Here is a 15,021-nt window from a genome sequence, read left to right as displayed (position 1 = left end):
CATAAAATTATATGAATTAAAAATTATTACTCCAAAATATATATGTATAAAATATTTATATATCACAAATATTTATGGCGATAATCGTATTTTATAGATTAAGAAAAGCCTAAAAGCGCTTATTTACAAGGGTTGAACAGATACGGATAAAATAAGTCATCAAATATATTAATAGATATAAATCGATTCATATATTAAGAAATTTAATATCTACAAATTTGGTTATCTTTAAAAATACAAAAAAAGGAAGCAAACTCTGAATTTCAGAACTTACTTCCTTTTATGTTAGAAAATATTATTATAAAATTTTCGACAAGAACAATTTTGTTCGCTCATTTGTTGGAGCATCAAATACCTTTTCAGGAGTATCATCTTCTAAGATTAATCCACCATCAACGAATAATACGCGGTCAGCTACTTCTTTAGCAAAGCCCATTTCATGAGTAACAATAACCATCGTCATCCCTTCTTCTGCGAGAGACTTCATTACATCTAGAACCTCACGAACCATTTCTGGATCGAGTGCAGATGTAGGTTCATCAAATAGCATAACTTTTGGTTTCATCGCTAGGGCACGGGCAATAGCAACACGTTGCTTTTGACCACCAGATAAGGAATCAGGATATGCATTAGCTTTATCTCCTAACCCAACGCGATCAAGTAAAGCTTGTCCGATTTTCTTAGCTTCATCACTAGAAGTTTTACGAACCTTAGTTTGAGCTAATGTTAAATTTTCCATTACAGTCATATGTGGGAAAAGATTAAAGTTTTGGAATACCATCCCTACTTCAGCACGAACTTCATTGAGTTTAGACTTATCAGAAAGATCCATACCATCTACAATTACCTTACCAGATGTAGGCTCTTCTAAGTAGTTCATAGTACGCAATACTGTACTTTTACCAGAACCAGATGGACCAATTATAACGACAACTTGACCTTTTTCTATATGTAAATCAATGCCCTTTAATACTTCATTTTTACCAAAGGATTTATGTACATTTTCTAATTTAATCATTTAATGCTATATTTCCTTTCAAGGTAACCAACTAATTGTGAAATTGTTACTGTCATAATAAGGTAAATAACAGCAACTGTACCCCAGATTTCAAAGGATGCATACGTTTTAGCAATGATTAATTGACCACGACGTGTCAATTCTTCGAAACCAATTACAGAAACCAATGAGGAGTCTTTCAACATAGCAATAAATTCATTACCCAATGGTGGGATAATTGCTTTGAAAGCTTGAGGCATGATGATATAACGCATAGTTTGACCCCAAGTTAAACCAAGAGATCGACCTGCTTCCATTTGACCTTTATCGATAGACTGGATACCAGCACGGAAGATCTCAGACACATATGCACCAGAGTTAATACTACATGCGGTAACAGCTGCAATAAATGGATCAATACGTTGTCCTGTAATCATTGGCAAAGCAAAATAAATCAAGAAGATTTGTACCAATAACGGTGTACCACGAATGATATCTACATAACATTTTGCTAATAATCTAACTACAGTAAATTTAGATAAATTTGCTAAGGCTACTAATAAACCGATAAAGAAACCACAGCCAACAGACATAGCTGTAATTTCTACGGTTACAAGTGCACCTTGTAATAAGAGCGGTAAATTATCCGCAATTAACCCCCAATTAAAACTCATGATCTCTCCTATTATTTAAATTCTACCACTACTGGCATATCAGCAGGTGCATCTACATTAAACCATTTTTTATATAATGTATTAAATTCACCATCAGCCTTCATATCTGCAATTGCTTTATTGATTTGTTCTTGTAAATCTTTATTATCTTTATTAATTGCTAAGCCCAAATATTCTTTTGTATTTGGATATGCCATAAATTTAATATGTTGATCTGGATGTTTAGTACTGTAATATTGAGCCACTGGCAAATCAATAACAGTTGCATCAGCACCACCATTTTGTAATTCTAACAAAGCTTCATTACTATGGTCAAACTCTTTTACAGTAGTACCTTCGATTTTATGGGCTAAATCTGCACCAGTAGTACCTAGTTGAGCAGCAATTTTCTTGCCTTTAAGATCGTCAAGAGATGTGATATTTGCGCCATCTTTATATACTACAGCAAGGGCATTTTCATAATATGGAGAAGAGAATAATACCTTTTCACTTCTAGCTTTGGTAATCGTCATACCAGATGCAGCTACATCAATATCATGTGTATTTAAAGCTGGAATCAAAGCATCAAAAGCAACATTCTTAAGCTCTACATCTTTATTGATACGTTTACCAATGGCACGAATTAAATCAATATCAAAGCCTGTGTAGTCTTGAGTTTTTTCATCTTTAAATTCAAATGGTACAAATGTGGCATTAGTACCAACAATGAGTTTATTAGAAGTTGTTTGTGTAGAAGATCCACAACCGCCAATTACAGTACCGGCCATTACTAACATACAACCACCAATGATTAATTTTTTTAACTTGCTATTTAACATCGAATCATCCTCATTTACTAAACTAACTATTTTTATTCCACTAGTATACCACTTAGTATAATTATGTCAATAATTTTGTATAGAATCATCCTAAATATCAATTAATCACTATATTTATATTTTATTTTTATACACTGATTGTATATTTATAACAATAATGTATAAAAACTTTCCCATAAGAATCGGTATTTTCACCATTTTTAAATATACAGATGTATAAAAAGAAAAAAGCACATGAGAAAAGCCTCATGTGCCCGCATACGGCTGACCTGGTCTTTGCCCCCACACTCGCCTGCTGGAGGGTTCGCTCATAAGTCCGAGACTCCCCACTACTACCCCTCTCGGTTTTACCGGCAGGACTTACACCTAAGCCGCACCATGCTCACAACCCCTTGGGTTGCTTATGTGGATCGTTTCGCCTGCGACTGGCATCGACTTTCAACCACAGACCCGTATAGACGTATTATAAAGAATAACACTATACATGTCTAGATTTATAATTATATATACATTCTTAAAATAAATAAGGCCTAACGATTAAATTATATTTCCGAACATAGCATCGTTCAGTTCTCATTGAAATGAGAATAAATTTTGCAACCCCTTTTTTGGTATGTATAGAAAATTGTCATAGAAAACCTAAAATATTCTTCATATTATTTTAATATTTATAAAATTAGTTTTTCTAGGTACTATATTTAGTACATTCTTAAAATGTCAATTATTTTTAGTATGCCAAATATGAATACAACATGTATAATAGAACATACGTATCATACACAAAATATTATTTATGGTGTATAATTTGTATACTATTAAATAAGAACGGCCTAAAGTTGTACGATATGAACATAAGTACGAGGGGTTGTACCATATGTTCTACATGTTAGTTAAAGGGGTTTATTATGTTTATGTTATCATTAATGCAACCATCTGGGTTGTACGAACTGGAGAAGGACAGTTTAGAAGCCATTAGCGCTCAGCTTTTGCAGATGATACAAATGAAAAGCTATCATCTGTACACTCATTCTATCCAAGTTTCAAACTATGCAGTTAGTATTGCTGCTAAAATGGGTTTACCATTAAATGAAATTGAACAAATTCGCCATGCAGCATTACTTCATGACGTAGGATTATTAATGGTACCTAATGCATTAATCCAAAAATCTCCATATCTTAATAAACAAGAAATGTCCAAGTATAAGCAACATGCTGCAAGTGGTGCGAATATGATCGAAAACTACCCTTGCTGCCAACAAATCTTGCCTTATATTCGTTACCACCATGAAAAATGGGATGGCTCTGGTTACCCTAAACATTTGCGTGGTGCTAACATCCCATTAGGAGCTAGAATCATTGCTGTTGCAGATTATTATGATACAACAGTTAATCCTTCTACAGAATTTTGGGCAAAAACAAAAGCTAAAGCAAAAGAAGAACTCTTTAGTGCATCCGGCTCTCTCTTTGATCCAGATGTAGTAAAAGCATTTATCGATGTTCTAGGCTAATATAATGATTAAGCGTTCACCATTCGGTGAACGCTTTTTTTGTAAATATTTAAAAACTTCCGCTGGCTAGTGTTAAAGCATCGAGTCTACTAGGATTATATGACCTAAGAACCTTTGCTACGGCTTCGATTGTTGCTCCTGTAGTATAAATGTCATCTACAATTAAAATACGCTTTGTGGAAAAATCAGTGTCTTTATACTCTGCGTTGATTACAAAAGCATTATCTATATTTTGATGTCGTTCTTTATGTGTTAAGGACCACATATCACTAGAAGTTTCAAACTTATATATACAATCTAGCCATACAAAATATCGTTTATCTATGTTCTCTAACGAGTATGCCCAATTCTTAAAAAATAAATCAACCTGATTATAGCCTCTCTTTTTCTTCTTAGTCTCACTTGAAGGTACGGGAACTATATAATCATATACAGTTTTACAATTGCCATTTAGAATATTAAACTCATCATATTTCATGTAAAAGTTGTACGATGCTAAAAAAGGAGCAGCCCCCTTGGACTGCTCCTTTTTTTCATTAAATTTTACATCGTAAATCATAGACTTTAGACCACCACAATAGTCTGCTAGCACACATACATCATCTACATAATGTAAAAATTTATGTGGTACATGACGAATATGTAATAGATCATTAAAACAAGTTTCACACCAATCCCCTTGTGTTGCTACAGAGGCACCACAATGAGGACATACAGGTGGAAATAGGAAATCCCAAAGACTCATTACGAATCACATCTCCCTTGTAGTCTTTCTTTAAACAATGTATATCGTTCATCTGCATTTACAGTACGTACAGCACGTTCTATAGCGCTTGTAGTACCCACAATGATAACCTTCCGTTTTGCTCTTGTAACAGCTGTATACAACAAATTACGCTGCAACATACCACCATAACGTGGTACAAATGGAATGATAACTACACCATACTCGCTACCTTGACTCTTATGAACTGTAATCGCATAAGCAGGCATAATCATATGAGCTTCATCAATAGGTAGACGAACATCTTTATGGATAAATCGGATACAAATATCGCTTCGTGTAATGGCGTAAATGACACCAATTTCACCATTAAAGACCTCTAACTCATAGTCGTTAAGAATTTGAATAACCTTATCGCCAACACGGTAGGTAATACCATTTACACGAGCTTCCCCTTTTAAGCTATCCGGTGGATTAACAGCTTGCTGTACATATTGAGAAATTAATGTACTACCTGCTTCACCACGGCGCATAGGAGAAATAATTTGAATATCTAATTCATCGTCTACATGCTCTTGTTCTCGTTTATACACATCAATGATAGCTTTCATCATCATGTCATAAGACTTAACAGGAATAAAAGAAAACTCTTCACTTACGCTATCCAAATTCGGCATTTCACCACGGTTAATAGCATAGGCGCTTTCAACAATAATATTACCAGAGCTTTGACGATAAATCTGGTTGAGCCGTGTGTAAGGAACACAATCACTATCGAGTAAGTCTTTTAATACAAAACCAGCACCAATAGGCGGTAATTGATCTACGTCGCCAACGATAATGACATGGGCTTCTTTAGGAATAGCTGCCATTAAGGAATAGAATAAACGAACATTGAGCATAGATGCTTCATCAATGATAATAACATCAATATCTAATGGATCATCCTCATTCTTAGTAAAATCATAGGAATCACTACCTTGAACAGGTACTAATAATCTATGAATCGTAGTCGCTTCAAACTCCGTCGCCTCTGTAAGTCGTTTTGCAGCACGTCCTGTAGGAGCGCTAAGAATAATACGTCCTAGTCCACTAAGTTGGAAGCCTTTTACTAAAGCCTTAATAATCGTCGTCTTACCAGTACCAGGGCCACCAGTTATAAGGGAAAACTTTTCAAAGAAGGATAGCTGTATAGCCTCTTTTTGGGCATCCCCAAATGTAATATGATTATCAGCTTCAAACTTTTCTATAAAGCTAGGAATATCAAGAGATATCGGATCTGCTTCTAATAAGAAATCTTTTGTATAATGAACGCTTTCCACTTCAGACACGTACATTTCTGGAGGGTAAATATATAGGATATCTTCATAATATGTACTATATAAAGCACCTTGCTCCAATAGGCTTTCAATAAAGTTAGCAATATCATCTACATCAGTTTGTAATAAATCGTCTAAACGACCGATAAGTTGATCCACAGGCAAACACGTATGCCCTTGATTATCCAAACTGCGTAGAATCCATTCCAATCCCGCTTCTAAACGGCGTGTATCACTACCTGTAATACCCAAGTGTTCTGCTAGCGTATCAGCGGTGCCAAAAAGCATATCTGGAGCCACACGTAACAAGGTATAAGGATTATCCTCGATAACAGCAATAGACTGAACACCATAATAGGTGTATACGATACGACTCCATTTAGAAGAAATATGATGGCTTTCAAAAAAGTGATTTAAATCAGATAAAATACCTTCACCAAGTAAGGTATTAAATAATTCGTCCTTAACACTTTTACGAAGTCCAGGAACATCCTTAATTTCTTCGGGACGTTCCTCCCGTAAAACTTCTAAAATACGGATACCAAAATACTCAAGAACCTTTTCTACGGACTTTTCACCAAAACCTTTAATACCTAAATTCAATAAGTAGGTCTTAGCAGCCCCCATGTTATCAGGTTTAAGTTTTTCTACACTAGTAGCATCAAATTGACGACCGTATTTTTCATGTTCTACATAACGGCCTCGAACTTCAATATCTTCTCCTTCTTTAGGAGATTCAAACTTACCAGTACAAGTAATGTATTCCTCATTATAATCCTTAAGGACAAACACGCAATACGTACGTTGTGTATTCTCATATATAGTTCGGTATACAAATCCTCGTATGGCGTCCATTATTTCTCCGTATTAGGCAAAGCTTCAATAATTTCTTGTACCGCATCGGTAATGCTACCTTCATTACCAATTTTGATATGTGCCACTTCTTCGTATAAAGGGTATCGTTCTTCATATACATTGAAGATATATTCAATACTTTCTTTTACAAGTGGACGAATTTCAAGATCCAAATCATCTAAGATATGATTCACATCACGATTAACAAATACAACAAGGCCATTATTGCGCATTAGCTTAACTGTTTTATCATAAGTAACAGTACCACCACCGGTAGCAATAACAGATGGTTTATTATGAATTAATTCCTTAATCGTGTTATATTCATATTCACTAAAAGCATCTTTACCATCATAAATAAAGATTTTTTGAACAGATTTCCCAACCTTATCTTGAATCGTTTGATCTAGATCGTAAAAATCTCGGCCTAATTCTTTAGCTAGCATTTTGCCAACTGTTGTCTTACCGGCACCTGGCATGCCAATGAGGAAAATATGCTTATGCATATGCTCTTTTAAAAACTCATTGCTCATAGACACAACAGTTTTTATATAATTTTCAATATAAGGTGCCAATGTTTTATCTTTGCAGTTTTCAGTATGCAACGCAATAATACTTTCATCACGTTCTTCATCAATGAGTGGTAAATGATGTTCATCTTTATATTTACCAATCTCTTTAATCAATGTAAGACGCTTTTCAAACTCTGTAACAAGTACGGAGTCAATACTATCTATTTGTTTGCGAGCTTCTTTAATATCCATGAGAACCCCCTTATTATGCTTTAGCTAAAACAGCTAAAGCCTGTTCTTCATCTACCTTCATTTGATCAATAAGATCTTGTAAGTTATTAAATTTTACTTCCCCTCTAAGATAGGAAATAAATTGTACAATTACTTCTTTTCCATATATATCTTGGTCAAAGTTAAATACATGTACTTCGCATCTATGGTACTGATTCTTAAATGTAGGATTATCCCCAATATTACCTACCCCATCATACCAAGTACCATCGATACACACGCGATTAGCGTATACACCATCTGGAGGTGTAGCCATTTCATTAGGAAGCAACAAATTCAATGTTGGGAACCCTAATGTGCGTCCTCGTTGATCACCTTTAATTACAGTCCCTTTAAATTGGAATGGTCTTCCAAGCCAATGAGTAGCATCTTCTAAACGCCCTTCGCGAATGGCCTTTCTAATCTCCGTACTTGAAATAGGAGTACTAAGTCCATCACAAGGCAATAAGGGCTGCACTAAAACTTGTATATTTTTATCCGCTAATACTTGTTTCATATAATCTGGATTACCAAGACCTTTAGCACCAAATGTAAAGTTTTCTCCAATTACAATAGCAGCTACATTCATATCTGTACAAAGAGCGCCCAAAAAATCGTCAGCACTCATTTTTAGTAACTCTTCAGTCATAGGCAACCGTAAAATATAGTCTACATTCAAATCTTCAAGAACGGAATCCATAATCTCTTCTTGAATGACCCGTTTAGGCACTCGCTCTGGATGTAGTATAGTTAGTGGATGATGTTCAAAGGTAATGATTATACTAACACCATTAACTGCCATTGCCTCATCAACGGCCTTGCGTATAACTCGTTGATGACCTCGATGAATACCATCAAAGGTACCTAGGGCATATACTTTTGTATCTTTGATTTGACGCAGTTCATCAAACGAATGTATTTGCTTCATACTTATCCTTCAATAAAAATATTTTTTTCCACCTTCAAAGAGTGGTTAGTTCGTTTCATAATCCCTATAAATCCATGAGGACCATAGGCTCTATAATAATGTTCTGGTTCAGTATAAGAAAATTCGTTACCAATAGGCAATTCCTTACCTTGCACAATCATCTTTAATTGTACACTATTTACCATCACTTTTGAAAGATGAGAAACGGCTGTATCCGTTGGTAACAATAGGCTTTCACCATGAAGCATCAACTCTTCAGCCATTTTAGCAGAATCAATATCAAATGGTCCTACTTGAGTACGTGCCAAGGATGTCATGGTTCCTGGTATACCTAATGAAACACAGATATCACGCAATAATGAACGAATATAAGTACCTCCAGAACAAGTTACACGAACTGTAAAATAAGGAAAACCATACGCTATCAGCTCAATATGTTTAATATGAATTTGACGTAATGGTAATTCTACAGGAATCCCTTTACGAGCATATTCATAAGCACGTATACCATTTATCTTTATAGCAGAATATTTTGATGGCCTCTGGTTTTGTGCACCAATAAAGGTATTTAGTGTATTAACTAATTCATCAAAAGTAGGTTTAAGCATAGCATCGGAAAGTTCTGAACTTTGAATGTATTCATTCAATAGAACGCCGTCTCGCAATACCATATCTTTATCAGGTAATACCGGTTGACCAGAACTATCTTCAGTATCGGTAAAAGTACCAAATTTACATTCTGCTACATAGGTTTTATCAAACCCCTCTGTATACTCAATAAGACGCGTAGCCTTACCAAGAAAAACGGGCAACACGCCATAGGCCATAGGATCTAAAGTACCACTATGACCAATGCGCTTTTCTTTTAAAATGCGACGACAAATAGCAACAGCATCATGGCTTGTTATACCAGGAGGTTTTAAAAATGGTAAAATGCCATCCATTATTTAATCACCTCAATGAGAGCCTGTTTCGCTTCTTGTAATGGTAGATTAATCGTACAACCGGAAGCTCGAATATGACCGCCACCGCCAAAATTGCTAGCAATAGCATTCACGTCGGTACCTTTAGATCGTAAACTTACCCGTGTTCTGTCATCAGCTTCAGCTTTCAATAAAATAGCTATATCAACAGTATCTACATTTCTAATAATATCCACAAAGCCATCTGTATCATCGCCGAGAATGTTCATAGCCTCGCGATTCATCTCGATGGTAGCTACTGTATTATTCTTGTAGAACTCAATAGTTTGCATAACTTGTTTTGTTAATTCCAGACGACTTGCAGACACAGCCTCAATCGTTTCAGAAATAACATTAGGTCTAGCACCGGCTGCTACACATTTAGCAGCCATTTCTAACGTATTGGCAGTTGTATTGCTAAATTTAAAGAAACCACAGTCAGTAGCAATAGCCATATATAAAGCAGTACCCATAGACTCGGTGATAGGCCAATTCCATTTTGTACATAAATCGGTAACGATTTCACCAGTAGCAGCAAAGTCAGGCTTCAAATATAGATGATCAGCAAATTCCGTATTAGAAATATGGTGGTCTATATTAAAAATAGGTGCACTCCATAGTGCACCTACTTTGCCAATTCGCTCATACGTGCTAGCATCCAATACCATTAGCATATCAATATCAACAGGGTTTGTTTCAAAATACGCTACATCATGGATGTGGTCCGTATATCGTAAGAATGAGTACTTCTCAGGAACTACATCATCCACTACCATATATACAGTTTTACCTTGCCCTACAAGGGCTTCGTAAAAGGCCACCATGGACCCGATAGCATCGCCATCAGGTCTGACATGGACGGTTAGCATAATAGAATTAGCTTCACACAGAGCCATATGTAATTGATTAATAGTAATCTTACTCATGTTCTGTATCCTTTGTGTTAATTTTTTTCTTCGTCCTTTTTGATTTCATTCAAAAGGGATTCAATATGCATGCTATAGTCTAAAGACGTATCCTTATCGAATGTGATAGAAGGAATATGGCGCAATTTAAGTACTTTGCCAAGCTCAGTACGAATATGACCTGCTGCATGCTTTAAAGCGATAAGTGTATCTTCTTTTTCCTTATCGGAACCAAACAAGGAGACATAAATCGTAGCTTCACGCAAATCACCTGTTACATGAACATCAGTAATAGTAGTGAAGCCGATGCGTGGATCTTTCAATCCGCGCATCAACATTTGACTTACCTCTTGTTTGATAAATTCTTGTAATTTTCTGACACGAACGTCACTCATATAAACCTCCTAAATTTGAGGTGCAATTTCTTCCATCAAGTACGCTTCGATTACGTCGCCTTCCTTGATGTCGCGGTAACCTTCTAAGGAAATACCACATTCGAAGGATGTTTTAACTTCTTTCACTTCGTCTTTGAATCGACGTAAAGAGTCAACCTTACCTTCAAATACGACAATACCATCACGGATCAAACGAACTTCAGAGTCGTTAGTAATACGACCTTCTGTTACATAAGAACCGGCAACGATAGCTTTAGGTGTAGAGATGACTTGGCGCACCTCTGCACGACCAACGACAACCTCTTTGAATTGAGGAGCCAACATACCACGCATCGCGGACTCAACGTCATTGATAGCATCATAAATTACGCGATATGTACGAAGGTCAACTTTTTCATTTTCCGCAGCGCGGCGAACATTAGCATCTGGACGTACGTTGAAGCCCATTACGATTGCATTAGATGCAGAAGCCAACATGATATCGGATTCATTAATAGCACCTACTGCAGCATGAACGATTACGATACGTACTTCAGGATTTTTAATACCTTCTAAGGATTGACGCAATGCTTCTACAGAACCTTGAACGTCAGCTTTAATGATGATGTTAAGGTCTTTTAACTCACCTTGTTGAATTTGGTTGAAGATATCATCCAATGTAACCTTGTGAGTTGCTTGCAATTCTTGAACACGTTGTTTGGCAATACGTTTTTCAGCAATTGCACGTGCTTCGTTGTCATCCATACCATTGATGATTTCACCCGCTTGAGGAACTTCAGAGAAGCCCAAGATTTCTACTGGCATAGAAGGACGAGCTACTTTAACTTTTTCACCGCGTTCATTTGTCATAGCACGTACTTTACCGTATGCTGTACCAGCAAGTACAGTATCACCTACACGGAGGGAGCCTTTTTGTACTAGTACTGTACATACAGCACCACGACCTTTATCAAGTTGAGCCTCGATAACTACGCCGTATGCTTTACGGTTAGGATTAGCTTTCAATTCCATAACTTCTGCTACAAGCAAGATATTTTCGAGCAAATCGTCGATACCTTGTTTTTGTTTAGCAGATACTGGAACCATGATTACATCGCCGCCCCATTCTTCTGGTAAAAGTCCATGTTCAGCCAATTGTTGTTTAACATGGTCTGGGTTAGCACCTGGTTTATCCATTTTGTTGATAGCAACAATAATTGGTACATCAGCAGATTTAGCATGGTTTATGGCTTCAATAGTTTGAGGCATTACACCATCATCAGCAGCTACAACAAGAACTGCGATATCTGTAGATTTAGCACCGCGAAGACGCATAGCTGTAAACGCTTCATGGCCAGGAGTATCAAGGAATGTAATTTTATTGTCGTTATAACGAACTTGGTAAGCACCGATATGTTGAGTAATACCACCTGCTTCGCCAGCTGTTACATTAGTTTGACGAATTACGTCCAACAAGGATGTTTTACCATGGTCAACGTGACCCATGATAGTAACAACTGGAGGACGAGGTTTTAATGTTTCTGGTGCATCTTCAATCTCGATGATATCAGTAGGATCTTCTTCAGGTTCTACTTCTGTTACAGTTACACCAAATTCTTCAGCTACGATTGTAGCAGTATCAACGTCAACCTCTTGGTTAATGCTAGCCATAACACCTAAGAGCATCAACTTTTTGATAATTTCAGATACTTCGCGGCCCATTTTTTCGGCTAATTCTTTAACTGTTAAAGGACCGGATAATTCGATTTCCGTAGCAATCGCTGCTTCAGCCTTACGTTCAGCTTCAGCTTTTTGTTGTAAGTACTGTTCATTACGATGTTTTACGCGATTCTTTTTCTTTTGCATAGATGTAGATAACAAGGATTGAGGACGGTTGTTACCACCTTTTTTATTTTTCTTGTTACGACGATCATTGTTATTAGAATTGCGGTTATCATTGTTTCGATTGTCGTTATTGCGATTATCATTATTACGCGCATCATTAGGACGACCATTGTTATTGCGGTTGTCATTATTGCGGTTATTATTGTTAGGGCGGTTGTTAGCGCGGTCACCAGATTGTTGGTTACCTTCAGATTTACGTGTAGGTTCAGAGATTTGTACATGACGTACATTGCCCTTTTTATGGTCATTTTGTTTAGATTGATCGTCTTGTTTTTGACCACCTTGTTTACGATTATCCTTTTTCTGTTCGTTAGAACGATTTGGATGTTGTTGTTTATGTGGCGCAGCTTCTTGTTTATGAGCTGCAGTTGGAGCAGATTTTTGTTCTACTTTTTGTTCTGTTTTTTGTGCTACTTTAGATGCTTCAGATTTCTTACTCAATTGTTTTTTTACAATTTCATAACCGGAATCATCTACAGAATTAACTGCTTTCGTAACATTTACATTATGTTGTTGCAAGATAGAAATGACCTGCTTACTTTCTACGCCGAACTCTTTGGCGATTTCATGGACGCGCTTTTTGGACATCTACATACCCCCTTATTATCGATCAATCTCTTTTAGTAACGCCTTTGCAAATCCATCATCTAGTACTGCGACCACTACCCGAACCTCTTTACCAATAGCAGTTCCTAAAGTTTCTTTAGTACCAATGCTACGAAGTGGGATATGATGTGTTTCTGCTAATTGATTATATTTCTTTTCATTATTGGATGCACAATCGCCAGCGAGAAGGACTAGTTTAGGTTCCTTTCTCTTCATGGCTTTTTCTACGATAAAGTCTCCAGAAATAACCTTGCCAGCTCGTTGTGCTAATCCTAAGAGATTTAAAATTTTATCTTCATTCATGTATATCGGTGATTACTCATTCTCTTGTAAATCACGTTGTAATGCTTCGTATATATCTTTCGATACACTATGCTTTAATGACCGTTCTAATCGCTTAGCCTTATAGGCTTGCTCAAAGCATGACATGGATTCGCATAAATATGCGCCACGTCCCGGTGCTTTTCCAGTGCGGTCAATACTGATATTGCCATCTGGACTTAAGGCTACGCGAATCAATTCACGTTTTGCCTTAGGCTCACCACATCCTACGCATGTGCGCATAGGTTGGGATTTCGGTTTCATGACTATTCACCGGCCTCAGCATTGCCAAAACCTGCAAAAGGTTCTTCAGCTGCTTGAGTTTCACTCTTAATATCGATTTTCCAGTTAGTTAATTTAGCTGCCAATCGAGCATTTTGGCCTGCTTTACCAATTGCCAAGGATAATTGATAATCAGGAACTACAACGTAAGAGGATTTTTCTTCTTCACTTACATCAACAGAAACAACTTTAGCTGGACTCAAAGAGTTAGCGATATAAATTGCTGGATCTTCATCCCATTTAACGATATCAATCTTTTCATCGTGCAATTCATCAACGATATGTTGTACACGTTGACCTTTAGGACCTACGCAAGCACCTACTGGATCAACATTTTCATCGCGACTATATACAGCAATTTTGGAACGCATACCAGGCTCACGAGCTACGGATTTAAGCTCTACTACACCTTCATAAATTTCTGGCACCTCTAATTCAAAGAGGCGTTTCAATAAGCCAGGATGTGTACGGGAAATCATGATTTGAGGGCCCTTCGTAGTTTTCTTAACCTCTACGATGTAGCATTTAATGCGATCCCCTTCATGATATGTTTCGCTAGCAATTTGTTCTGTAGGAGGTAAAATAGCTTCTGTTTTACCTAAGTCGATAAACACATTTTTACCTTCTACACGTGTAATAACGCCAGTGATGATATCGCCTTCACGACTATAGTATTCTTCATATACTACGCTGCGTTCAGCCTCTTTCAAACGTTGAATAAGCATTTGTTTTGCAGTATGGGCAGCACTACGGCCAAAGTTAGCTGGAGTAACATCAACTTCTACTACGTCACCAATTTCAAAACGTTTGTCAATTTTGCGAGCTTCTAACAAGCTAATTTCTGTTTCTGGCAATTCTACAGTTTCTACCACTTGTTTCTTAGCCATAACTTTATAAACGCCTGTTTCACGATCGATCACAACGTAAGCATCTGGATTAGATGTTGGTTCTTTGCGATATGCTTGCAACAATGCAGCCTCTAAGGATTCAAAAATAACCTCAGGAGCAAAACCTTTTTGCTTTGTAAGCACCATTACCGCTTGAATTAATTCTTGACTCAC

General features: G+C 36.7%; 15 protein-coding genes. 1 reads left to right on the top strand and 14 read right to left on the bottom strand.

Features of this window, described 5'->3' with window-relative positions; genetic code table 11:
• Nucleotides 1-298: 298 nt before the first annotated feature.
• The 3 genes from ACDF53_RS07600 to ACDF53_RS07590 are packed head-to-tail and all read right to left on the bottom strand — an operon-like array spanning nucleotide 299 to nucleotide 2,489.
• Nucleotides 299-1,018 carry an amino acid ABC transporter ATP-binding protein gene (locus ACDF53_RS07600; protein ID WP_005386848.1) on the bottom strand — a complete coding sequence of 240 codons (720 nt, stop codon included), beginning with the start codon at nucleotides 1,016-1,018 and terminating at the stop codon, nucleotides 299-301.
• On the bottom strand, nucleotides 1,015-1,671 hold the full coding sequence (locus tag ACDF53_RS07595; RefSeq protein WP_105089103.1) for an amino acid ABC transporter permease: 657 nt from the start codon (nucleotides 1,669-1,671) through the stop codon (nucleotides 1,015-1,017). The genes ACDF53_RS07600 and ACDF53_RS07595 overlap by 4 nt, the downstream gene beginning before the upstream one ends.
• An 11-nt stretch (nucleotides 1,672-1,682) precedes the next feature.
• Nucleotides 1,683-2,489, bottom strand: a complete 807-nt coding sequence (locus ACDF53_RS07590) for a basic amino acid ABC transporter substrate-binding protein (RefSeq protein WP_105089102.1) — start codon at nucleotides 2,487-2,489, stop codon at nucleotides 1,683-1,685.
• A gap of 905 nt (nucleotides 2,490-3,394) precedes the next feature.
• Here ACDF53_RS07590 and ACDF53_RS07585 point away from each other — a divergent pair.
• A complete protein-coding gene (locus tag ACDF53_RS07585; protein ID WP_004693025.1) occupies nucleotides 3,395-3,997 on the top strand; it encodes an HD-GYP domain-containing protein in 603 nt (200 codons plus the stop codon).
• A gap of 49 nt (nucleotides 3,998-4,046) precedes the next feature.
• Here ACDF53_RS07585 and ACDF53_RS07580 read toward each other — a convergent pair whose 3' ends face one another.
• Genes ACDF53_RS07580 through nusA form a run of 11 tightly spaced genes read right to left on the bottom strand, consistent with a single transcriptional unit; the run spans nucleotide 4,047 to nucleotide 15,021 of the window.
• The gene (locus tag ACDF53_RS07580; RefSeq protein WP_370815894.1) at nucleotides 4,047-4,742 is read right to left on the bottom strand and encodes a ComF family protein; all 696 of its coding nucleotides are present in this window, start codon (nucleotides 4,740-4,742) and stop codon (nucleotides 4,047-4,049) included.
• Entirely contained in the window at nucleotides 4,742-6,895 is a 2,154-nt protein-coding gene (locus ACDF53_RS07575) for an ATP-dependent RecD-like DNA helicase (protein WP_295794128.1), read from the bottom strand. Before ACDF53_RS07575 ends, ACDF53_RS07580 begins: the two co-directional genes overlap by 1 nt.
• Complete coding sequence (locus ACDF53_RS07570) at nucleotides 6,895-7,659, bottom strand: shikimate kinase (protein ID WP_005386853.1); 765 nt, start codon at nucleotides 7,657-7,659, stop codon at nucleotides 6,895-6,897. Before ACDF53_RS07570 ends, ACDF53_RS07575 begins: the two co-directional genes overlap by 1 nt.
• A 13-nt stretch (nucleotides 7,660-7,672) precedes the next feature.
• Nucleotides 7,673-8,605, bottom strand: coding sequence for a bifunctional riboflavin kinase/FAD synthetase (locus tag ACDF53_RS07565; RefSeq protein WP_295794130.1), 933 nt, complete (start codon nucleotides 8,603-8,605; stop codon nucleotides 7,673-7,675).
• Between the two features lie 2 nt (nucleotides 8,606-8,607).
• Nucleotides 8,608-9,549, bottom strand: a complete 942-nt coding sequence (locus ACDF53_RS07560; protein WP_370815891.1) for a pseudouridine synthase — start codon at nucleotides 9,547-9,549, stop codon at nucleotides 8,608-8,610.
• Complete coding sequence (locus tag ACDF53_RS07555) at nucleotides 9,549-10,493, bottom strand: bifunctional oligoribonuclease/PAP phosphatase NrnA (protein WP_370815890.1); 945 nt, start codon at nucleotides 10,491-10,493, stop codon at nucleotides 9,549-9,551. The genes ACDF53_RS07560 and ACDF53_RS07555 overlap by 1 nt, the downstream gene beginning before the upstream one ends.
• Nucleotides 10,494-10,510: 17 nt before the next feature.
• Nucleotides 10,511-10,867 (bottom strand): 30S ribosome-binding factor RbfA, encoded by a 357-nt coding sequence (gene rbfA / locus ACDF53_RS07550; protein WP_005386857.1) that lies wholly within the window; start codon nucleotides 10,865-10,867, stop codon nucleotides 10,511-10,513.
• A 9-nt stretch (nucleotides 10,868-10,876) separates the two neighbouring features.
• Nucleotides 10,877-13,339, bottom strand: a complete 2,463-nt coding sequence (gene infB, locus ACDF53_RS07545; RefSeq protein WP_295802504.1) for a translation initiation factor IF-2 — start codon at nucleotides 13,337-13,339, stop codon at nucleotides 10,877-10,879.
• A 15-nt stretch (nucleotides 13,340-13,354) separates the two neighbouring features.
• Nucleotides 13,355-13,660, bottom strand: a complete 306-nt coding sequence (locus ACDF53_RS07540; protein ID WP_105089096.1) for a ribosomal L7Ae/L30e/S12e/Gadd45 family protein — start codon at nucleotides 13,658-13,660, stop codon at nucleotides 13,355-13,357.
• A 12-nt stretch (nucleotides 13,661-13,672) separates the two neighbouring features.
• Nucleotides 13,673-13,942: an RNase P modulator RnpM gene (gene rnpM / locus ACDF53_RS07535; RefSeq protein WP_105089095.1), complete on the bottom strand. Its 270-nt coding sequence runs from the start codon at nucleotides 13,940-13,942 to the stop codon at nucleotides 13,673-13,675.
• Nucleotides 13,943-13,944: 2 nt separating this feature from the next.
• Nucleotides 13,945-15,021: a transcription termination factor NusA gene (gene nusA / locus ACDF53_RS07530; RefSeq protein ID WP_370815888.1), complete on the bottom strand. Its 1,077-nt coding sequence runs from the start codon at nucleotides 15,019-15,021 to the stop codon at nucleotides 13,945-13,947.

The organism is Veillonella sp. (assembly GCF_041333735.1).
Classification (GTDB): Bacteria; Bacillota; Negativicutes; order Veillonellales; family Veillonellaceae; genus Veillonella.
Note: the sequence above shows the minus strand (reverse complement) of the source record. Positions and strands in the feature narration are given on the sequence as shown.